This is a genomic window from Streptomyces piniterrae, from assembly GCF_005048155.1.
Taxonomy (GTDB): domain Bacteria; phylum Actinomycetota; class Actinomycetes; order Streptomycetales; family Streptomycetaceae; genus Streptomyces; species Streptomyces piniterrae.
In genome coordinates this window covers 277,907-299,476 of sequence record NZ_SUMB01000004.1, presented here as the reverse complement: position 1 = coordinate 299,476, position 21,570 = coordinate 277,907, and the positions used below count along the sequence as shown (strand labels likewise).

12 protein-coding genes and 1 pseudogene are annotated in these 21,570 nt (G+C 68.7%); 5 read left to right on the top strand and 8 right to left on the bottom strand.

Translation table 11 applies throughout. The features are described 5' to 3' along the window. Positions 1 to 44: 44 nt before the first annotated feature. Both FCH28_RS13950 and FCH28_RS13945 read right to left on the bottom strand, forming a co-directional pair. Positions 45 to 1,934 (bottom strand): DUF2075 domain-containing protein, encoded by a 1,890-nt coding sequence (locus FCH28_RS13950; protein ID WP_169314152.1) that lies wholly within the window; start codon positions 1,932 to 1,934, stop codon positions 45 to 47. An 858-nt stretch (positions 1,935 to 2,792) separates the two neighbouring features. Continuing rightward, positions 2,793 to 4,421, bottom strand: a complete 1,629-nt coding sequence (locus FCH28_RS13945) for a class I adenylate-forming enzyme family protein (RefSeq protein ID WP_246102792.1) — start codon at positions 4,419 to 4,421, stop codon at positions 2,793 to 2,795. Positions 4,422 to 5,593: 1,172 nt separating this feature from the next. On the opposite strand from FCH28_RS13945, the gene FCH28_RS39710 reads away from it, so the two are divergent. From FCH28_RS39710 to FCH28_RS13930, 3 genes are all read left to right on the top strand, one after another. Further along, positions 5,594 to 5,716, top strand: coding sequence for a hypothetical protein (locus tag FCH28_RS39710; RefSeq protein WP_281289709.1), 123 nt, complete (start codon positions 5,594 to 5,596; stop codon positions 5,714 to 5,716). Between the two features lie 121 nt (positions 5,717 to 5,837). After that, positions 5,838 to 6,665 (top strand): hypothetical protein, encoded by an 828-nt coding sequence (locus FCH28_RS13935; RefSeq protein ID WP_136740191.1) that lies wholly within the window; start codon positions 5,838 to 5,840, stop codon positions 6,663 to 6,665. A gap of 206 nt (positions 6,666 to 6,871) precedes the next feature. Further along, a complete protein-coding gene (locus FCH28_RS13930) occupies positions 6,872 to 7,762 on the top strand; it encodes a leishmanolysin-related zinc metalloendopeptidase (RefSeq protein ID WP_136740190.1) in 891 nt (296 codons plus the stop codon). Between the two features lie 275 nt (positions 7,763 to 8,037). Here FCH28_RS13930 and FCH28_RS40195 read toward each other — a convergent pair. Continuing rightward, positions 8,038 to 8,332: pseudogene (locus FCH28_RS40195) on the bottom strand (tyrosine-type recombinase/integrase); the annotation flags it as partial. Between the two features lie 111 nt (positions 8,333 to 8,443). Then, complete coding sequence (locus FCH28_RS13925) at positions 8,444 to 11,545, bottom strand: NACHT domain-containing protein (protein WP_342781623.1); 3,102 nt, start codon at positions 11,543 to 11,545, stop codon at positions 8,444 to 8,446. Between the two features lie 226 nt (positions 11,546 to 11,771). Here FCH28_RS13925 and FCH28_RS13920 point away from each other — a divergent pair, with 226 nt between their 5' ends. Next, the gene (locus FCH28_RS13920; protein WP_136740619.1) at positions 11,772 to 12,347 is read left to right on the top strand and encodes a MepB family protein; all 576 of its coding nucleotides are present in this window, start codon (positions 11,772 to 11,774) and stop codon (positions 12,345 to 12,347) included. 149 nt (positions 12,348 to 12,496) lie between these two features. Here FCH28_RS13920 and FCH28_RS13915 read toward each other — a convergent pair whose 3' ends face one another. Next, positions 12,497 to 13,030 carry a hypothetical protein gene (locus FCH28_RS13915; protein WP_136740189.1) on the bottom strand — a complete coding sequence of 178 codons (534 nt, stop codon included), beginning with the start codon at positions 13,028 to 13,030 and terminating at the stop codon, positions 12,497 to 12,499. A 140-nt stretch (positions 13,031 to 13,170) separates the two neighbouring features. Here FCH28_RS13915 and FCH28_RS13910 point away from each other — a divergent pair, with 140 nt between their 5' ends. Continuing rightward, a complete protein-coding gene (locus FCH28_RS13910; protein ID WP_246102790.1) occupies positions 13,171 to 16,215 on the top strand; it encodes an AfsR/SARP family transcriptional regulator in 3,045 nt (1,014 codons plus the stop codon). A 59-nt stretch (positions 16,216 to 16,274) separates the two neighbouring features. Here the strand turns inward: FCH28_RS13910 and FCH28_RS39175 are convergent, their stop codons facing one another. From FCH28_RS39175 to FCH28_RS13895, 3 genes are all read right to left on the bottom strand, one after another. Further along, on the bottom strand, positions 16,275 to 18,071 hold the full coding sequence (locus FCH28_RS39175; protein WP_246102788.1) for a DNA/RNA non-specific endonuclease: 1,797 nt from the start codon (positions 18,069 to 18,071) through the stop codon (positions 16,275 to 16,277). Positions 18,072 to 18,683: 612 nt separating this feature from the next. Beyond that, a complete protein-coding gene (locus tag FCH28_RS13900; protein ID WP_136740188.1) occupies positions 18,684 to 20,615 on the bottom strand; it encodes an LppU/SCO3897 family protein in 1,932 nt (643 codons plus the stop codon). Continuing rightward, entirely contained in the window at positions 20,612 to 21,568 is a 957-nt protein-coding gene (locus tag FCH28_RS13895) for a protein phosphatase 2C domain-containing protein (protein WP_136740187.1), read from the bottom strand. The genes FCH28_RS13900 and FCH28_RS13895 overlap by 4 nt, the downstream gene beginning before the upstream one ends. Positions 21,569 to 21,570: the final 2 nt, after the last annotated feature.

Below are 21,570 nucleotides of genomic sequence, written 5' to 3'. Positions count from 1 at the left end.
CAGGGGCGGGACCACGAGAAGTGTGCCGTTCCGTCGATCAGCCCTCACCCCCGGACCGATTTCTCGCCAGCCGGTGGGATCAGAGAGCGTAGCTTGTCGCGGGTCTCCGGGTCCGTCGAGTAGATAATGGTCCCGATCATGCCTCGTGTCAGCAGCACCTTGTAGGTGTTGCGGACGAGCCGGTCGACGTCGTCGTCCGGGGTGGACTTGGTGAAGGAAGGGTCCTTGGACGCGGTGCGGTCCACGACCCAGCGATCGGTCCGCCACACGAGGTCCGGTCCCATGATCACGCCCGACCAGTCGTACTCGAAGCCCTGCGCCGTGTACACACACCCGATCTGGCCGAACCCCGCAGGGTCGGTGGCCCAGAGCGGTGCTGGAGGCGCACCAACGAGCGCACGGTCGCCGTAGAGGTTCCACGGCCTCGCCCATTCACCGATGGTTACGTCGGCGGGTAGTGCGGACATGCTGGAAGTGATCTTTGTTGTCCACTTCCAGCAGTAGCCCGCGGACATGCGAGCGCCGAAGTCCTCCGCCCGTCGCGCGGCCAGGAAGTCTTCCAACTCCTGTGGAGTGTCAGCGGTCAGCAGTTGCACCTTGGAGTCCGGCTCCCACACAACGGGCCCGTCGCCTTCCAGTCCCAGCAAGCTGGTCACCCACCGCAGGTATGCGTCACTGCCACCACACCGGAACTGACTGTCCAGTTCCACCACCGTGCACCCCAGCCCCTGCTCAGCCGCCGCCTGCCGGATCTGTTCCACCGTCCCCATCTCGCCCGGACGCACCACCTGGTGCTGATCCAGCAGGAACACCGGCACACGAGCCGCGTCGATCAGCTCCGCCACCTGCGGGCGGCCGGTGCGCAGCGCAGCCTTGGTGTAGCGATTGGCGGAAGTCTTGCGGAGACGATGCGCCTCGTCGCAGACCAGGACATCAAGATCGTTGGGCTCGGCCTCCATGAAGCTGTTGAAATAGCGGAAGAGCCGCTGGACCTCGGGCTTCCGGGCGCCCGCGACCTTGCGCATCGTCTTGGTGAACGACTGTGACCCGGTGGCGTGCAGGGCCGGAACCCCGCGCCGATAGAGATCGCCCAGCAGGGACAGGGCGATCACGCTCTTACCGGAGCCCGGACCGCCGGCCACTACTACGACCCGCTTGTGGTTGGAGCGCCGTGCCTGCCGCACCGCGGACATCACCGTCTCGTAGGCGAGTCGCTGCTCATCCAGCAGCACGAACTGCTCCCGACTGCGCACCTCTTCGGCAGCAACGGCCATAAGCTGCTTAGACGGGCGGACCTTGCCTTGGAGCAGAGCGTCGGCCGCGCCTGCGCCCGGCTTTGCCGCCAGCCTCGAACGCAGGTAGCTCAGGAAGGCGCCGCGCTGATCGCCCGTGAACATCCGGCCTCTATGGTCCTCGGCGACGGCGCGCAACCCTGCTACCCCGAACTCGGTCGCGTTGTGCAGGTAGGCCACTCCCGCGACCGACTCCGGGATCCGCTCCAATGCTCCGTTGAACGACACCAGGTAGTCGCAGTATCCGCGTACTTGCTCTATCGGGTTCAGGACCGGCGCCGGGTAAGCGGGGATGCGGCAGCGCAGCGGGTCGTCGTCCTCCGGGTAAGCCTCACTCCACTGCTTGAGTTCGACCACCACGTACGATGGTGCACCCGTGGCCGGATGCACGCCGGCGAGTATCACGTCCGCACGCTTGCTGGTCAGCGGCAGCCCGTACTCCAGCAGCATCTCGACCTCGCCGAGGCCAGCCTCCACCAACGCGTTGATCAGCGCCGGGATACTCCGCTCCCAGGAACGAACTTCCGCCGGCTGGGGCCGATGGTGGTGCTTGTGCAGGAAGTTCTCTTTCAGGAGTTCCGCCAGCCGTCCTTCGAGGTGGGTGCGATCGGCCAACGATGCCGCGGACTCACGGAACAGCAAGAAAATGCCCCCAGGCAGCACGAAGTGACTCGTGCGGGTGGGGGCATGTCCTTCTGTTCCGCGGAAGCGGAGCGGAAGCCCGTCGGGCCGCTGAGATGATCCCGCCATCCTAGAACAGGGGTGGGTCACGGTCTCAGGGTTTGGATATTGACAAGGTGGAGGGATGCGCACGGACCTCGTCCCGGCGCAGCAGAACCACACTGATGGGAGGAGGGCTCGGGCGGCACACGCAGAGGTGCACAGCGCGGCATGCTCCGCGATGTTTGTCCAAGAGGCAATGATCGCGAAAGTCGGGGTGCCGAGCGGTTTGTTCGCCGCCCGGAAGCAGGCCCAACCCGACGGTGCTCAGGCCGCCGTTCGCCAAGCCAGGTGCCAGCTCCAGCAGGCGGCCACCGACCTGGCCGCCGCCGACCACGTTGCCTGAACCGCATACCGGGCACGGAGCCCTCATCGCCCCTGGGAGGGGTACCAAAAGATGGACAACGCACGCGTGGGCCTTGATGAAAATTGAGAACCTCAAGGTCAGGGCCCCTGCGCTTGAGGTCCCTGAAACGCCCTTCACGTATTCCGGGAACGCCTGATGGGTTTCCCCAGGTCAGCACACTTTTCATCGAGAGTGATCCACCCGCCCGATCCAGCCGGCAACGTGCCCCTCGGTGAAGAGATCGATGCCGGCAAGCTCCGGCGCGGACACAGCCCCTGCGCCCTCCCGGCAGGGCACCTAGAGGACAGCGGCGCCGCGCTTCCCCCCTTTCACAGGGGGAAGGGCGGCCGGTACAGGCGCGAGGCGCGCCACCAAGCCCCCGTCTTCCCGGCGCACTTGACCCCGCATCGGTCGGGCGATCCACAACAACGGACCTACGGCGTGCCCAAGGCCCCGCTCGTCCACGCGGCGCGCAGCGCCTTCTTGTCCACCTTGCCGACCTTGGTCGTCGGCAGCTGGTCCAGCAGCACCGTCTTCCGGGGCGTGTACAACTCTCCCAACTCGGCGGTCACCGCCGCACCGACCGCCTCCGGGTCGACGTCAGGGCCGCCCTCGGCCGTGGCCAGGAAGATCTGTACGGCCTCCCCGTACTCCTCGTCCGGCACACCCAGCGCCGCCGCGTTGCGCACACCGGGCAGCGTGAGCAGGAAATCCTCCAGGACCCGGGAGTAGACGTTGTCGCTGGTGCGGCCGGTGACGATGATGTCCTTGGCCCGGTCGACGAGATAGAGGTACCCCTCGGCGTCGAGATAGCCCATGTCGCCGGTGCGCAGCCAGCCGTCGTGCAGCGCCTCCGCGGTGCGCTCCGGGTCCTCGTAGTAGCCGAGCATCACCGTCTCGCCACGGACGCACACCTCGCCGACCTGCCCGCCGGGCAGTGCCGCCGTGCTGTCTTCACCACGGATCTCGATCTCGACGTCGGACATCGCGCGACCACAGCTGCGCCAGAGCTCAGGCCGCCGGGCTCCCTCCGAGGCGAGATCCTCCGCACCGAACGCGGCGATACCGAGCGCTTCCGACTGCCCGTAGCCCTGGCTGAGCACGGGCCCGAACACCTCGACCGCCTGCTGCAGCCGACTGGGCGACGTGGCTGCGCCGCCGACGACTATCCACCGTAGCGCGGGCAGGGCGCCCGGCTCGCACTCCGGGTGGTCGAGAACCGCGTACAGCATGGGCGGTACGAACATGGTGGCGGTGATCCGCTCCTCGCGCAGTACCGTCAGCGCCGCGCCCGCTTCGAACTCGGGCAGCACGACGAGGACGGACCCCGTCACCAGAGCCTGGACCGAGGTGAGATGGCCGCTGCCGTGCGTGAGCAGCGTGGAGACGAGCACCCTGTCCGTGCCCTGGTCCATGGTCGGGAAGACCGCGGGGCGGGAGTTCTGCGGGTCGTCTTCCACCAGGTTCACCAGTGCGTCGTAGAGCCGGTGGCTGTGCGCGGCGAGCTTGGGGCGGCCCAGGGTCCCGCCGGTGTAGAGGACGGTGACGGCCTCGTCCGCTCCCGGGGAGGGCACGCCGTCGGGGCGCACGTCCGGGCACTCGGCTGCCAACGCCAGCAAGTCCGAGCACCGCTGCTCACAGGGCCCGAGGCTGAGCAGCACGGGGGCGTGGACGCTGCGGCCGGCCGCGTCGGCGGCCCGCCCCGCGAAGAGCGGGTCGGTGACCACGGCGCGCGCCCTGGACTGCTCGACCAGCGCGGCGAGCTCGCCGGGCCCTGGCTCGGGCGGCAGGAACACGACGCGGCAGCCTATGAGATGGACGGCAAGCTGCACCAGGACGGAGTCCACGCGGTTGGCCAGGAACAGCCCCACTCCATCGCCGGGCGCGAGCCCCTGCCCGCGCAGTGCATGCCCCAACCTGAACAGTCGCCGCCGAGCCTCCCCCCTAGTCAGCCGCTGCGCCCCCTGGACGAGCGCCTCGGCGTCCTCGTCCTTGTACCAGTGCTCCAGAATGCGGTCCAAGTACGTCCGCGGCTCGGATGTTTCCAGTGCGTTAACAATCACTGACACATCCAAACATGCTGCTCAGAAGCCGCGGCTCCACGGGGGCCACCTTCGGCCATCAGCTGGCGAAGTACCATGCCCATGCCCATGCCTTGATGAAGATTCGGTATTCGCAGGTCAGTTGAGCGCTTGAGGGAGCGCAGGGAACGCCCGTCATCATGGCAGGGGGGCTCCCCTTGGTGTGGCCCCAGCGGGCCCGTGCACGGAGACCGTCGGGCCGACAGCAAGGATCGGCCCGACGCCCCGCGCGAACCACAGGCCGCTGCCCTGCGGGGGTGTGGAACCTTCCGGCCCATGACCAGAACTTCCGCAGACGACCTGCCTGGCCCTACGGGGCGCCACAGCCCATCCTCACGCGCCCTTCAGCAGCCGAATCTTCATCCACGGTTTCATCGAAGCCCCGCACGCGTCGCCGCGAACGTCTCGGGTCCTCATCGCCCCTGGGAGGGGTACGAACAGGCCGAGGCGCGGGAGATCTCCACCGGGGTTGTCGGTGAGCAGGGCGAACCACCGCTCGGCCTGATCGAGCCAGGAGGGATTGATAGGGGGGAAGCTCACTGGAGGCGCCGGCGTGTGGCCAGTGCGGGCGGTGGCTATGCGGGACGCTAGTGGGGATCATGAGATGTGCGCCTGCGGCAGGTTTGAGCCAGATTTGTTGAACCTCGCGGCGCTCGAAGCGTCGGCCGCAGTAGCGCTCAATGAGCACAACAGCATCGCTCGGGACGGCGTCAACGCGATGCTTCTCATCCTCGGAGGGCGGCGTCGGAGGAGGGGGGCTGTGTCATCGATAGTTCCCATCCAGTCATCAACTCCCTTGCTAAAACGCCTCCTTGGGCGCGGCGGAGGTAAAGTATCCGACCCGCTAGCGATTGCGGCGGGACGAAGACAACAAGCAGGGGGACCACAGGATGCACCGCTTAGGCCGCGTGGGTTCGACCGCGTGGCAGCCATGGGCTCGCTTCACAGGCGGCGCTCATTGGCTACGACCTCAGTGCGTAGGCATTGGTCGTCCGGATGGCGTGTGCGTGGAACCCCACGGGATCTGGACGCCGATGTTCTGACCGAACTCGGAAGGATCTTCGTTGTCAGCTCAGGTGCCGGTGTGCAACCACCGGATCTATGAAGTCTTGATCGTTTTCTTGGTATCTGTGATTGCGGGGCTCACTGCTGGCGTGCTCTTGGCCGCGTTCGGCATGTCGCCGCTGGCCGCCGTGGGCGCCGGAGGGGCGACCATCGCGGGCTGCTTCGGGCTCGGCATGAGCGCGGTCTCCTACATCAAGAAGCAGGAGAGCTAGCGACACGCGGGGGCGCCTCCTCGCGTGGGCGCCCCTGCTTCAACTTGCATAGCGTCTATCGCCAATGCCGTTGCGTGACGGGTTTTAGGCAAGGAGAAACACGCCCCCTTCGGCCGGGCAGGTGACGCAGAATGAATGGCGCTGTGCGTTGTGCAATAACGGCACCATGACACAGATTCCATTGGCCGCGGCTGCGGAAATTAAGATTAGTTTTTCCGGGGACGAGGCTCGGAAGGCAGCGCGTGCGCTCGAACTCAAGAGCAACGAGGGCCGCAGTCGTACCATTCACTTCTGGGACAGCCCGGAGAAGGGCAGCGAGGGCGTCTCGCTGCCCTTCCTCGGTCGCGGGGTCATCATCCGTCTGCGTTTGGACGACGAGGATCGCGGGGCCAAACGCAAGGGGGACATGACCGTCAAGCTGCGACCGTGCCCTTCTCTGCCGTCCGACTGGCAGAAGGACCTCAAGGATGAGGATGAGGGCTGGGAGTTCACGATCGAGGAGGACCGCACCGGCCCCGCCTTCACGCCCGTGCTGTCCGCCTCACTGCAGGCCGACCGGAAGGTTGAGGCGGAGATTGCCGAGTCGGTACTCGGGCCCGAGGGTGGAGTGCTGGACCACCTCCTCATCAAGCCGCATCGCGACCTCCTGAAATCCGCCGTCGGCGTGAAGAAGGGCGACCTCGCGGATCTCAGGGCGCTCGGACCGGTGCACGCCGTCAAGTGGAAGCAGGAGTGGGACGGGCTACCCCGTCCCGTGGCGATCGAGGAGTGGATCACCGGGGCCCTGCGCTTCCTTGAGGTGTCGGTGCGTACAAGCACGGCCGAAGCGGCTGAGGCCGAGGAACTGCTCGTACGGACCCTGCGTGAGCGTGACGTCGAACCGCCGCGATTCGGCGAGACCAAGACCAAGGCCGTGCTGACCGCCCTCGCCCGCACCCTCGGGATCTGACGCGGTCGCGGCCAGGATCCCTTGCCCCTGGCACGCCCCGGCGTCCCCGGACGTCGGGGCGCTGTCATGCCCCCTAGGCGCGTTCCACCCCGACGCCCGACCCGACGAACGTTCAACCATATTGGTTGCATCGCCTACTACCAGAAACGCGTTTAGCCTAGTTCTGACGGATAAATCCAGCTACTCGCGACAGGAGGGGAGTAGCCATGGCCGGACAGGGCCAATACGCATTCGAAACGCACAGGGCTGTCGCCGACGCTGACCGCGCCGCGAAGCTGGCCGCGACCACGTCTCCGTTCCAGATCGAGGTGCGGTTCCTGGGAGGCCTGACGAACAGCCAGAAGCAAGTCTTCGCCAAGGCCGCGAACCGCTGGGCGCACGTCATCGTGGGAGACCTGGAGACAGCGGTCATTCATGACTTCAGCGGTCAGGTCGTGGTCGACGACCTCTTGATCGACGCCGAAGGCGTGCCGATAGACGGCGTCGACCAGGACCCCAATACCCTCGGATCCGCCGGTCCGACGCGGTTCCGGGGGGAGGATGCGGCCAGCGGTGCAGGACTCCCCGTGAAGGGGCACATGAGGTTCGACAGCGCCGACCTGGCCCAGATGGAAGAGGAGGGCATGCTCCTCGACGTCATCACGCATGAGATGGGGCACGTGCTGGGAATAGGAACCGTCTGGACCGACTTCGGATTCCTGAAGGACTTCCCCGGCCACAACCCGACCTTCATCGGCCCCGACGCCATGGAGGAGTTCGGCAAGCTCATCGGAGAAAGCCCCACCCCGGTACCTGTTGCGAATGTCGGCGACGAAGGAAGCGCGGGTGGCCACTGGCGCGAGAGCGTGTTCGCCAACGAGCTGATGTCGCCGAACATCGGCGGCCGCCCTGGCACCCCCGTGAACGACAACCCCATGAGCAGGCTGACGGTGGCGAGCCTGGGAGACCTCGGGTACACGGTCGATCTCGAGGCCGCACAGGACTTCGAGCTTCCAGATCTTCTCGCTATCGCGCGCTCGGACCGCGTCCCGTCCTCGGTGCCGCGGTATGTGGTGCACCCGACGATTCCGACCCGCATCCCGGCGGAGAGGCCCTGACGGACCTCACTACTGAGGGGAGACCTGACGGTTCGGCTACTCGACGAACGCCCAAGACATCGCTCTGCGCGCCGTTGACCACAGGCGAGTCGGCGGCACGCGGACGGGGCGTTGATGCGGTCGCCGTAGACCACCCAGATCAGGATGATGCGCGGGCGCAGGGTGTCGTCCTGGTCGCCGTACCGCGACCCGTCGGTCAGGTCCCAGCCGCGGCGCTCGGTGTGACGCCGAGGATCCTCCGGGGCGGTGGGCAATCTTCAGAGCCCGCAATAATCAATCCGGTCCGGGTGCTCGGGACCGAGCTTGTCAATGCGGCACTGGCCGACTCCCGGAATGATGTCGTGGTGGGGCTTCGACCAGTAGTAGTTCAGAGACCGGGGCTTGACGTTCAGGCTCGTAATCTCGGTGAGGTACTTGTCCATCCACTGAGCGACGGTTGACTTAGGGCTGGCTTTGGGGTGCGCCCCTTGTCGCGTAGCTGTTCCAAGTCTCGTACCTTGCGCCGTACGCGGGTTCTGTCTTGGCGCGGCGGGGCGCCGGCGGTCGGGGCTCGTCGTCCTTGATGCCCATCGTGACGCGGCCGTGCCACCAACCATCGCCGCCCCCTGGCTCTCGTCGGCTGGTGGAGCGCTCGCGGTGGCGTACGGGCTGGGTCGCTGCTGTGACGGCGGGGTCTGAGGGTCAGCTGTGCGCCCGCTGCACGACGAGGCGGGAGGGGGCGAACGATTCGCTACCGATGCATGGCGTGTCATCGGAGAGTGTGATCGTGAGTTGCTCTGTGCCGACCAGGGGACTGAGGTCTAGGGGACCGTCGCCTTCGCTGCACTGCCAGAGGGTGAGAGAGGTCAAGGTTGCCAGGTCTCGCAGTGGCCCCAGCCCTTCCGACAGGTCGCATCGCCAGAGGACGAGCTTTTCCAGCTGGGCGCAGCCGCTGAGCAGGCTGAGGTCGAGGGGAATGAGCTCGTTGAGTATCAGAGAGCTGAGGTGCGGCGGCGTCGGCATCCGGGCCCACTGGCGCAGTTGCGTTGCGCTGGCAAGAGCGAGCGAGGTGAGCGACGGCCACAGTTCAATTCCCTCAAGGCTCACGTACCGGACCTGGCGCTGCAGCGACAGGCTCGTCAGCTGCGGTCCGATCGGCAATTCTCCGAGGCTCTCGATCAGCATGGGGTGGGCCAGATGCAGGATCTTGAGGTTTGGCATGTCCCGCAACTGCTCGGCAAAGACCTCGGCGGGGCCTTCGGACAGTGAGAGCTGCTCCAGGACCGTCCCGGCCAGGGGTGTCAGATCTTGCAGCGCCGAACACCGGCTCAGTCCAACCTGGCTGAGCCTCGGAAAGTTTCTGAGCGGGGAAAGGTCGCTGAGCGTCGCGTTGTCGTACAGGTAGACACGGCGCAGGTCATCCAGGGCGAGCAGCGGCGTGAGGTCGCTGTGGTTGCCCTCCAGATGCACAGCCCGGACCGTCGGGATATACCGCAGGGCGTCGAGCTGCTCAGGCGTCTTCACATGCAGGTAGTCCTCATCCCATGCCCGGACAGCGAGGACTTCCCGCAGGTATGTCTCCGTGTCGAATGAGCTCCATGCCTGTGACAACTGGAAGGGGACGGGCGGGCGTACATCGTCCCGGAATCGGCAGATTGTCTGCAGGGCGGAATCCCCTTTGACCAGTGCCGCGGTCCGCACCACAGCCGCGGCACTGTAGCTGTCGAGTCCGTCATCGGGACCCGGCAACAGCTCCAGCACCAGCTCGCCGACCTTCGCGAGCTCCTCCGCGTCGCTCTGACTGCGCGGCGGCAACAGCTCCTGCGTCCTTGCCTGCACCGTCGCCCGGACCGCCGGGTCCAGCTCCGGGGCGTGTTCCAGGCACGCCGCCGCCAGCAGCACGAGCCGGTGCCGGTGGCACTTCTCGTCGTCGGCCCGCTGCAACAGCTCGGTCAACAGCCGGGCCCGCTCGTCCACGCGCGCGTGCCCGACCGCCATCTGGACGACATCGTCCCACTGGTCATCGTGTGCATGCCGCACGAGCACGCCGAAGTCGCGGGACTCGACGGCGGCCTTCGCACCCAGGTAGTCCTGGAAGGTGCGGTGCACGAAGTTCACGGCCCCCGGCTGTGGCTCTCGCAGCAGACCGCTTCTGATCAGCAGGTGGGAGAACACCTGTTCCGCCGTTCCCTGTACCTGAGGCATGGCGTCGAGCCACTGCCCCATCATCTCCACGGTGTCCGTCCGGCCCGCCTCAGCTCGCCCATTGCGGATGAGCCAGTACGAGAACCGCTGGAGCAGCGCCATCTGTTCCTCGCGTGTGAGGTCGACGCCCTCGACTCCGATGACTTCGCGTTCGGTGTCCCTGCGCACCAGGAGCATGTCCAGGGCAGCGTCGTACAGCTCCTTGCGCGCGCGGGGCAGCTGCATCCGGCGGTCCCGGTTGAGGGCGCAGAGCAGTGCGCACATCAGCGGGTTCGTGGCCAAGCGGCCCAACGCCCGGCGTGTGCTGACCGCTTGAAGCAGTGATCTCTCGTATGTGTCGAGCCGGACCCGTTCGGCATCTCCGCCGCACTCGTGCCGCGCCGCGTCATGCCAGTGCTCGATGAACGCGCGGATGTCATCCCGTTCCATCGGGAGCAGTGAGTGGGCAGCGAAACCATGCTGGCCAAGCCAGCCCTCCGGTACCGCGGACGGCCGGGTCGTCACCACGTACCGCGCGTGCGGGAAGGCCGCGATCAGGCTTCTCAGCCAGTCCTGGGTGCGCTTGCGCAGCCGCGTCGGCACTTCGTCGACGCCGTCGACGAGGACCAGTGCCCTGCCTTCGGTCATCAGGTTCTCCACCCAGCCGACCGGTGCTGAGCCGTGCAGCGGCACGCCGGCCGCCTGCAGGAAGTCTTCGGGAGCGGGCAGGGCACCGGACGAGGCGAAGGTGCGCAATCGTAGGACGAAGGGGACGCAGCGGTTCCAGTCGTCCAGCTCTCGGCCGAACCTGCGGTGGGCGGCGTTCAGCGCGAGCCACTGCACTAAGGTGCTCTTGCCCGATCCCGCAGGACCGCGCAACAGGATCCGGTCGCCTTCGGCCAGTGCCTGCTCGGCTTTGACAGCGACCTGGCCCGTACCAGGCGAACCAAAGCCCTCGTGGTGGGCGCCCTCGCCGCTCACTGCCAGGCTGATGTACGCCGTGTCCAGCGGCCACTCGCTTGCCGAGCGCCCGAGCGTCAGCCCGAACAGCTCCAGCCGCCCATGCGTGGCAGCCATGTAGTCCGCGTAGCGCTGCTCGAAGTCCAGTGCCACCGCCTCGGGGCGGCGACGGCTTCCGGCCAGGTCCTCCACCAAAGCCTGGGTGCGACCCGCCGCGCGGGTCTGTTCGACGGCCGCCCGCGCAGGAAAGGAGGGGTGTGTGGTCAGTTGCTCCACCACGTGCGTGCAGCACAGGGCCAGGAGTTCCCCGTACAGATCGAGTGCCCGCGCGCTCAGCCCGGCGGCCGGGGAGCGAAGTTCGTCGCGCAGCCGCTCGGGATCCAGGTCCAGTCGGAAGAGCAGGTCCGCGTCGATGTCGCCCACAGCGGCGAAGTTGTCCCGCACGGCGTCGACGGCCGCCAGCCGTTCGTGTTCTGGCAGCGAGCTGTGCGACTCGGCAAGGCGTTTGGACAGGAGCTTCGCCAATCGTTCCGGGTTTGCCGCGCGAGACAAGGAACGAACGGGAGAGTTCACCAGGCCGGCACCAGACCGCGGGGCGATCAGTGACTTGGCGACCGTGCCCAGCACGGCGGCCGCGAGACGGGTGACTACAAGTTCCATGCCCTGCATGGCAGTTACTCCCCCCGGCGATACCTGTTGGGGATCATACGGCGCCCGCCTTGGCGGACGTTGCGAAAACGGTGCTGGCATGAGATGCGGTGCGTCGTTCTCGTGCGTGGGCTGGTTCTCGTGGCGACACTGTCGTCGTCCGTGACGAGGCTGACCTGGCAGGGCCGCTATCGATTATGTGTTCGATAGTCGGCGGTGGCAGGATGCGAGAATGGCAATGGAACGTGACGTCCCCTCCGGCCTCGATGCCCGTGATCCTGGGCCTTGGTCGGGCGAGGCAGGGATCCCCAGCGACCTGCTTGCGGCGAAGGGGCTGGTGTATGACCCGAGTGGGTTTACGTGTTCGCGGCCCGTGCCTGAAGCGGAGAGCGTCGAGTACGGGGCATGTGAGTTCACGCTGGATGGCCTCTCGGTCAGGTTTCGTGTGGCCAAGACGACCCCGACGAAGGTCGGTCAGTTCGTCACGGTGTGGAAGAGGTCTCCGGGCGGGCCGATCCAGCCCTTCGATGCTGAAGATCCCGTTGATCTGTTCGTCATCAGCACTCGCGAAGGCCAGCGGTTCGGGCAGTTCGTATTTCCGCGGGACGTGCTCTGTGAACGGGACATCGTGTCCAGGAACGGCTCCGGCGGGAAAAGGGCATTCCGTGTCTACCCGCCGTGGGTGACGACCACCAACCGCCAAGCCCGCAGCACGCAGGCGTGGCAGTTGAACCACTTCCTGCATCTGCCTGAGGCCGGGCCCATCGACACGGCGCGCGCCCGTGCGCTCTATCACTCCGGTGTCCGTAGGTGACCTTGTATTTGCAGTCAGCGGATGGATGACGGGGCTGAGAATGGCGATCTGGTGGGGACCGATGGCCGCCCTGGGCAGCCGTCCTGGCAAGCCTTACCAGCCTGAACGACGGGGCGACAACATCCACCCACCCACCCCGCCCGACACCATCAGCCGGCCCGTACGAAGCTGAGCAGCACACCGCTGCCGAGCCACGGCTCGACTCCGCAGCACTGCCAGCCTTCGGCCTCGATGGCCCGGACGGCTTCGTCGACTCCGCGGTCCGCCCGCCTGACGGCCCGTTTTCCGTACACCGGTCGATTGAGGTAGAGCTGGACCGTGTGCGTCACCTCTCCCGCTTCCCTCGCCCTGCGGGCCTCTCGGGCCAGGCTCCACAGGTGGCGCCGCTTCATGCTCGTCATGGGGTACCTCCGTGTCGTCTCGTCGGGCCGGACCCGTGCCAGGTCCTCCCACTCGGCGTGATCGGCGACCGCGCACACCGCCGCGTTCCGGCTGGGCAGGTCGGTGGCGACCAGGGCATGACGTCCGTCGTCTCGCCGCGCCCAGGCGTTCCAGGCGCCCGCGCCGCCTTCGACCCGACCGACGGCCGAGCCGCCGGCAGTACAGATTCGGCAGCTGCCGTCGTCCAAGCCGTACAGAACGAGGCCGCAACGGCCCAGGAGCAGTGCAACCTCAGGGGTCATGGCACCTCCCGGTGCGGGTGCGCCCGGCGCCGGGTTGCAGGTGGCAGCGGTGCTGCCCCCGTACGGCGCGGCGACAGCCGCGATTCCGACTCTGACTTGCCAACTGTGGTGCACACCACTGAACTTGTGATGAAAAACTGATGATCCGTGACGACGTGGGGGTGGCAATGGGGGAGTCGGGGGAGCTGCACGTCGCGATACTCGGACCCGTGCAGGTGTGGCGGGGCGACCGGGAGGCGGCAATCGGCCCGGTCCGCCGGCAGGCGGTGTTGGCGGCGCTGGTGCTGCGCGGCAGCCGGTTGGTTAGTTATGAGCAGCTGATCGACGGGGTGTGGGGCGACAAGCCGCCGCCGACGGGTCGGCGCGTCCTGCCCAGCTACGTATACGCGCTGCGGCGGGCCCTGGACGTGCCCAGTGTGGGGCAGGACGGATCGGTGATCCGTGGTGGGTCGGGCGGCTACCGCTTCGCCGCGCCGGTCCGCCTCGACACGGCACGCCTCACCGAACTCTCCGTGGGGACGGGAAGGCTGTTGGATGCCGGTGACACCTCGGGGGCGCTGGCCGATGCTGAGCAGGGCCTGCGGCTGTTCCGCGGGGAGCCGCTGGCGGGGCTGCCCGGCCCGTACGCGTCCGGGGAACGGCAGCGGCTGCTGGTCGAGCGCCGGTCCCTGCAGAAACAGCGGCTGGAGTGTCTGCTGCGGCTCGGCCGCGGAAGCGAGGTGCTCGCGGACCTGGCCTCGCCGGAGGCCGCCCCTCCGCTGGACGAGCCGGTGCAGGCGCTGAAGATCCGGGCGCTGTACGGCATGGGTCGGCAGGGCGAGGCGCTCGCCGCGTACGAGGGGCTGCGGCGGCGGCTGCGGGAGGAGTTGGGGGCCGCGCCGTCCGCGGCCCTGCGGGAGCTGCACGCGGCGGTGCTCCGGCACGATGACAAGGCCGTCATCGGCGGATCGGGCACCAATGGCGGCTCGGGCACCAGTGGCGGGTCCGCCTCCCCGGGCGCGGGGACTGCGTCGAAGGCGTCCACGGTGGATGCCGCGTGGCGTCCTCGGGCTGCGCCGCCGTCGGTGTCGGTTTCAGTGTCGGCGCAGGCACGGTCGCCCCGCACAGTGAACGAACTCCCGGGAAACGCAGGCAAGTTGATGGGGCGCGGCGCGGAGGTCGCCACGCTGACCGCGCCCGCCCCCGACGATGGCGTCATGGTGGCGACGGTGGATGGCCCTGCCGGGGTCGGAAAGACCTCGCTGCTGGTGCATGCGGCGTGGACGCTTCGCCCCCAGCACCCGGACGGCGTCCTCTTCCTCGATCTGCTCACGCACCACTCACCGGCGGGTGACCGCCCCATGACGAAGCGACTGCTCCAGCGGTTGCTGCGCACGCTCGGTACGGCCGACGCGGACATTCCCCAGGACCGCGACGGTCTGATCGCCGCCTGGCGCGACGTCACCAGCGGGCGGCGGCTGCTGCTCGTACTCGACGATGTGGGAAGCGCCGCGCAGGTGCGCCCCCTGCTGCCCGCCGGTCCGGGCAGCCGCGTGCTGGTGGCCGGACGGCATCGGCTGACCGGGCTGGACGCGGACCGGTGCGTGACCCTGGAGCCACTGCCGACCAACGACTCGATCTGGCTGCTGCGCCGCCTGATCGGCGGGGCGCGCAGCGACGCCGACCCGGAGGCCGTCAAGGACCTGGCGCGGCTGTGTGGGGGCCTGCCGCTGGCCCTGCGGATCGCCGGCGCGCGGCTGCAGCACCGTCCGTCGTGGACGCCGGCCCACCTGGCGGCGCGGATGGCGCGGGAGGAGCGGCGACTGGGCGAGCTGAGCGCCGGGGACCGCAGCGTGGAGGCCGCGTTCCACATGTCCTACGAGCAGTTGAACCAGGCCCGGCAGCGGGCGTTCCGGCTGCTGGGCCATGCACCGACGCCGGAGTTCGACGCGTGGACGCCGGCGGTGATGCTCGGGGTGGGCGTCGACGAGGCGGAGATCGTCCTGGAGGAGTTGTACGACGCGAGCCTGGTGCTGCAGCCGGGCCCGGGACGGTACCGGCTCCACGACCTGGTGCGGGTCCACGCCCGGAAGCTGGCAGACGTCCGGCCGGAGGAGGCGGCGCAGGCCCGCCGACGGGCACTGGAGCTGTACGTCCAGGCGGGTCGGCTCACCAGTGACGACGGCCGGGCATCGGACGGGGATCCGCAGCGGTTCGACTCCGCGCGGGACGCGGCGCGCTGGCTGGACGCGGTGGGGGCGGACCTGGCGGACGTACCGAGGTATGCGGCGGCGCACGGCGAGGACGTCCTGGCGGCGGAACTGGGTGTGGCGCTGCGGGACTACTTCCTTCACCACGATCGTTACGACGAGGGCCGCACGGCGCTGAAGTCGGCGCTGCGCGCCGCCGAGCGCAGCGGGGATCCGGCGCTGCGGGCCCAGGTGGCGGCGTCGCTCGGTCTGCTGGACTACCAGCAGGGCCGACTCGCGGAGGGTGGCGACTGGTTCCGGCAGGCGCTGAAGTCCGCCCGGGAGATCGGCGACGAGACGTTGGTGGCGCTGGCGCTGACCGGTCTGGCCACCCAGGACTTCTTGCAGGGGCAGTACGACACGGTGACGGCCACTATGGATGAGGTGCTGCCGGCCCTGAAGCGGGCAAACGACGCGTGGGGAGAGTCTCTGGCATTGGCGCTTCGGTCGATGAGCCGGTTCACGCAGGGCGAGGTGCGTACGGCATTCGCCGACGCGCGGGCGGGGCTCGCCGCGGCGGAGCGCAACGGCCGCCCGATACCCATCAGTCAGCGCCTGATCGGCCTTGCCGACGGGCATGAGGCGCTCGGCGAACGGGCGGAGGCGCGGGCGGTGCTGCTGCGCAGTGAGGCACTGCTGCGGGAGGCCGGGGACCCGCTGCTGCTGGCGTTGACGTTGACACGGCTGGGGTCGATCGCGGAGGACCTTGGGGAGGCGGAACGCCGCCATCGCCAGGCATTGGAGCTGCACGCAGGTATCTCGCGGCGTTCGGAGCCGCACCGCACCCGACTGGAAATGGAGATCCGGCGCCGCCTGGGCCAGTCGTACGCGCAGGCAGGAGCACGGGTGCGGGCACGACGGCAGTTCTGTGCGGCGCTGGCTTTGGAGCGAGCAGCGGAACACCCGGAGCTGCGGGAGCAGTTGAGGGCTTCGCTGGCGGAAGTGGACGGGGAGTGAGCCCGCGGCAGTCGCCGGCCTGCTCAGCTCTCTCCTCAGTTCTCTCCTCAGTTCTCTGCTCAGTTTCCGATGTTGGTCAGCCCGTGGGGCGTCTCCACCACGTTCAGAACCGATTGGGAATCGATCCCGTACGGCAAGCCGGACGGGGAGTAGAGGATTGCCATCATCACGTACCCCTTGGGAACGCTGCTCTGCGAGTTCCTGAAGAACGGTTCCACCAGATACCAGACGCTGCCCTCGGGGTTCTTCGCTATCGACTGGGCGACGTAATTCTCGATGCGTGACATGCCGAGCGGATTGTTGTTGGTGAGCAGTTGTCCGCAGGGGCTGAGGTTCTTCTTCAGCTTGTTGGAGCCCCCGAACCGTGCGGCGATGATGTGGCAGCGCGCCAGGTCCTCCGCCGGTTCCAGGCCGAGTCGCCGCACGGTGACGCGCGCTTCCGCATAGCCAAACGGATCCGGCTTCTGTTCCTCTGGGTTGCTGTTGTTGGGAGGCTTCTTCAAGCAGGCTTCACCGGTCTCGGTGCGGGGGTTGGGCTCGGACCCGAGTGAATTGAGGATCCAGCCTTCACCGTTCGGCTTCGCATCACTCGGCATCTGCTGGGCGCAGTCCAGTGGCCGGTCCTCGTCGTCGATGGCTGCGAGGGCGGCCCGTTCCGCCAGGTCCGCGGGTGAGGGCGCGTCGACGAGCAGCTGCTCGTCCTGCCGTTGTGCCTGCTGCAGTTCGGTGGTGTCCACCGCGGCCAGGACACGGACCGTGGTGTCGGCGGTGGAGCGGACCTGGTAGGGCTCCGGTACGCCGCTGATCCGGGCACGGGCTTCGGCCTCCCGCCGCTTCGCGGCGTGCTCTGCCGTGTAGAGCGGCGCGGCCTCGGTGTCCGTGCAGGCGATGTCGCCGGCGCTGTCCAGCGGTAGTTTCTCGGTGGCGGTGCAGGTGCCGGCGGGGCGGCCCTCGATCTGTACGGTCGCCGTGAGCCGGACCGTGACCTGGCCGTCGGAGATGCGTTTTCTGGCTTCCGGGCTCGGGGTGATTTCGGTGATCCGCGTGGTCACCTCGCAGCCGCTGGTGCCGCATTGCAGAGCCGGTTCCGTCTCCACCTTGGCGGTGATTTTGGCATCGAGCGCCGTTTCCAGTTCCGGGATGTTGTCGCGGAACTCACCCATCAGGGCTCGCGTCTCGGACTTGGAGAGCGGGGCGACGGTGAAGGAACCTGCCGCGGGGGCGGCCGCGCGGGCGCGGACGGCGGTGAGTACGTCCCCGGCTCCCGGCTTTCGCAACACAGCCTGCTGCACCACGGATGATCCCGCATGGCTCGCCGGCGTGCTTCGGGGGGTCGTACCAAGACCAAGTGCCGTACTGGGTGCCGTACGGGGCTTGAATTCCAGCAGCCGGTGAGGGCGCGCTTTCGACACGTACAGGGTGCCTTGTGGCGTGGTCGCCTGCAGCGCCGGAACACCGTTGACCGTGACGGGTGGGGCGTCCTGGTCCGGCAGCCTCGTCTCCTTGCTGTTGAGTGCCTTGAGCAGCCGGTTGGCGAAGGTGATGGGGCTCTGCCCGGCCTCAGGGATGTCACCGGCGCCCTTGTCGTGGGCCTTGGTTGCGCCGGCGACCCACTGGCCTGCGACGCCCGGGGCGCCGTCGGAGCCGTCGGGGCCGTCGGGAGTACCCGGCGTGCCCGGCGTGCTGTCGGGCATCTTGACGTAGTCGATGCCGCCGACGGACATGGTCGTGACCTGTGCCCCGTCGTACTCGGCCGTGCCGAGTGCGGTGCCGGAGGCGGTGGCGCGTATCTCGGTCCAGGAGGAGCCGTCCATCGTGGGGCGGTAGCGGACGGCGGGTTGCAGCGCCAGGTCCACCAGCGCTGCCGCGATCGGGGCGCGGCGATCCGGTGGCGGCGAGTGGACGGCGTCGGGCCGGAGCAGCAGTGCCGCCGTGACCGCGGCGGCCAGGCCCCCGGCCAGCAGGGCGGCCCGGCGCCCGGTGCGGCGGCGGCCCGTGCTCCGGGCGGCCGGTGGGCTTCCGTGCGGCTGCTGTGGTGGTGGTCCGGGTTGCCGGGGCGGACTCCATGTTGAGGACTGCGGCGCAGGCCCTGGTCCCGGTCCTGGCCCTGGTCCCGGTCCTGGCCCTGGTCCCGGCGCGCCACTCGGGCCGGTTTGGGCCCTCCCGCGCGGTTGCGCCCAGGTGGAGTTCGCCCCGCCCGTCGACGCTGTCGGGCCGCCCGTCGACGCTGTCGAGCCGCCCTTCGACCGCTTTGGCGGTGTCGGCCGAGCGGTGGGCGACGCGGTGGGCTGCCGGAGGGGTGGTGGCACGGCACGCGGCGTCCCCAACCAGGTCGGCAGCTTCGGATCGCCATTCGGGCCGTCATTCGCGCCGTCAGGTTTTTTCTGCCAGTAGTGGTCGCCCACCGAAGCTCCCTTCTCAGGTTTTCCTGGGACCTGAAACGCGCGTGTGGTGCCGGAGCCGGGGCATCACCGCGACCGGTAGCACACGGTGTAGGCGAGGTCCGGATAGTTCCGGTTCCGCCAGCTCGACCACCCGTTGTTGCCGCAGAAGGCAGCGTCGCTGTAGCGGCTGGTGCGTCCGGTGACGACGACGTTGGAGGTGCCGCATGAGCCGGTGTTGGTGAACGTCGCGTTGTCGTCGCTGCCGCGCTTGAGGAGGCACTGGCGCACTGTCGCGTAGCCGATGTCATCCGGGTAGTTCATCGACAGGCACAGCAGGACGTCCAGGTTGGAGGTGTCGGGACCGCTGATCCGCTGCCAGCGGTTGTAGCGCGGCCAGCCGTCACACTTCGACTTGTCACCGCCGCGGTAGACGGCGAGGACCTTGAAGTTGCCGGTCTCGCAGGACTCCTTGTCCCAGGGCCCCGTGGCATTCGAGCCGTAGACACAGTCGCCCTGCTCGGCGTGGTAGGCGTCGCCGCCGGGGCTGAGGTAGCTCAGGCACAGCACCAGGTCGTGGGCGGTCGAGGAGACGCTCCGGTCCCTGTCGGTGACGTTGTCGCACCTGTCCAGGTCGGTGGTGTCGTGGTAGAGGTCCACTACCTTGAAGGCCCCGGTCGTGCAGGCCGTGGCGCTCAGGTCCGGGTCGTCGGTCGTTCCTTCGTCGTCGAAGCAGGAACCGATCTCGGCGTCCCCGACGGGGTCGGGCGTGGCCGACGGGGTCTCCGTTTCCTCCTCCTCGGACGGTGTCGCCTCCGGTGTGGTGGATGTGTCCTCCGGTAGGTAGGAGTCGTCGGAGGATGGCTCGGCCGGTTGGTAGGTCGACGGGGAGGAGGAGTCCGCGGCGGACGAACCGTCGTTGTCCGAGACGGTCACGCCGATGAGGACCAACAGGGCGATGAAGGCGGCGACAAGTCCAGCACCGATCTTGCCCGCGGAGGTGTTTCCGCGCAGTGGCCCCGCTGGGGCCGCGTTTCCCGGTGACGGCACCGTACGAGGGCCGCGCGCTGACGGCGTGGTGGGCGGCCCCGTTCTCCGCCGAGGAGCGGTCGACGGCGTGGCGGGGGCGGCGGATGCCGTGCGTGCGGTGGCGGCGAGCTGCTCCGCCCAGGCCGCCGGTGTCGGCCGCCGGGCCGGGTCCTGGCTGAGACTGCTGCGGGCGAGGTCGGCGAGCTTCGGGTCGATCGCGGTCAGCGCGGCCGGGTCGGTGGCCGTCTGGTCGCGGGCGAAGAGCCGGACGGCGAGCAGGGCGAACTTGTAGACGTCGCTGGAGCGGGTTGCCTTCTCCTCGCCGGCGGGGATCTGCCAGTCAGGTGTCTCGGCCTGGGGCAGCGTGGTGGCGCCCCGCAGGCGCATGGCGTCGCAGTCGATGAGGAAGCACTCGGGCTCCGGATCGGTGGTGAACAGCAGGTTCTTGGGCGAGAGGTCGCCGACGGTGATACCGATGCGGTGGAGCCGGTTGAGGGTGGCCGCCAGGTCGGCCAGGAGGAGGACCCGGTCGCGGTCGCTGATGCTGAGGCCGATCCCGGCGACGTAGGTGTCGGTGTTGAGCAGATACTCCAGGTTGGCCAGTCGCCGGGTGCCGGCGGACGTGCTGGTCAGGCTCCTGAAGGTGAACTGGAAGCGGTCGGGCACCAGGCGCATGAGCAGCCCGCAGGTGTGGCCGTTGTGCCGAACCACGGCCGCCGGCCAGGCCGTCTTGTCGCACAGCCAGCGGCCTTCCGCGGCGGTCAGTCTGCCGGGCAGATCCACCTGCGCGGCCAGCGCGGCGGCGTCCAACTCAGGCAGTACGGCAGGGGAGTACTCCTTGTAGGCAACGTCCCAGCCGCCGTCCACCGCCTTGTTGATCTTCTTGTTGGCGACCTGGTGCACCGTGCCCTGCCCGCCTTGGCCGAGTTGGCGCCCCAGGGTGAGCATGCCGCGTTCGACAACAGGTGTGGACGGGGGTGTGTGGTTCACTCTGCCGCTGCTCCCATCTGCCGCCAGATCACCAGCAGCGTGCGGTCGTCGTCGAAGGTCTCCCGGGAGAAGTCGAGGAGGTGCGCGAGCCATGCCGGGGAGGTCGGCGCGGCCAGGTGGTGGGCGAAGAGGGCGCCCACCTGGCCGTCCCCGTCGCCGAGTGGGTCCGCGAAGCCGTCGGTGCCGACCAGCAGGGCGTGCCCGGACTCCAGCCGCACACTGGCGTGTTCGAGCACCTCGGGCACGTGGGGGAGCGGGGTGACCTCGTTCGACACCAGCAGGGTGTCGGAGCCGGTCTTGGAGCTGAAGAGCGGCTGGTAGCGGCCATTGGACCGATCCAGCACCCAGGCCACCGAGTCGGCGATGCGGCACAGCTCGGCCGTGGGCCCTGCCGGGTCGGGCCGCACCACGCCGGCCACCAGGGTCGTCGCGTACAGCCCCGCAACCTCGCCCGCCTCGGGCTCCCTGCCGCCCAAGCGCCACATGGCCAGCTGCCGCAGCCGCTCGGCGGCGTGCAGCACCACGTCCCGGAAGTCCAGCTCGCCTTCGCCGGACGACAGCAGGTACAGCATCCGCTCCACCGACGACCGGCAGGCTTCGACGGCGCCGAGCTCCGAACTGGAGGCGCTGGACACGCCGTCGGCGACCGCGAACACGATGCTGCCGCTCTCCTCGTGGACGGCGGCCCGCGCCGCGTCCTGGCGGGGCTGCCGGTAGTAGCGGTGCTTGGCGCCGCGCACCGAGGCGAAGCGCAGGCAGAGGGATGACGTCGACCAGCCGTCGCACTCGGTGTCGGGGAAGTCGAAGGCATACTGGCCCGGCGGCCGGGCCTCGAACTCGGGGCCGGGTGTTCCCACCGTGATGCGCTGCCACGGTACGGCCCACGGCGCGACGGGCGGCGCCGGTGCCGCGGCCCGGCCGTCGTCGGCGCTGTGGAGGCGGCGGCGGTCCATGC

What these genes read in the sequence shown, in the direction of transcription:
- FCH28_RS13930 (WP_136740190.1), top strand. Translation starts at nt 6,872, where the DNA reads ATGGCCGGACAGGGCCAATACGCATTCGAAACGCACAGGGCTGTCGCC.
- FCH28_RS13925 (WP_342781623.1), bottom strand. Translation starts at nt 11,545, where the DNA reads ATGGAACTTGTAGTCACCCGTCTCGCGGCCGCCGTGCTGGGCACGGTC.
- FCH28_RS13920 (WP_136740619.1), top strand. Translation starts at nt 11,772, where the DNA reads ATGGAACGTGACGTCCCCTCCGGCCTCGATGCCCGTGATCCTGGGCCT.
- FCH28_RS13915 (WP_136740189.1), bottom strand. Translation starts at nt 13,030, where the DNA reads ATGACCCCTGAGGTTGCACTGCTCCTGGGCCGTTGCGGCCTCGTTCTG.
- FCH28_RS13910 (WP_246102790.1), top strand. Translation starts at nt 13,171, where the DNA reads ATGATCCGTGACGACGTGGGGGTGGCAATGGGGGAGTCGGGGGAGCTG.
- FCH28_RS13895 (WP_136740187.1), bottom strand. Translation starts at nt 21,568, where the DNA reads ATGGACCGCCGCCGCCTCCACAGCGCCGACGACGGCCGGGCCGCGGCA.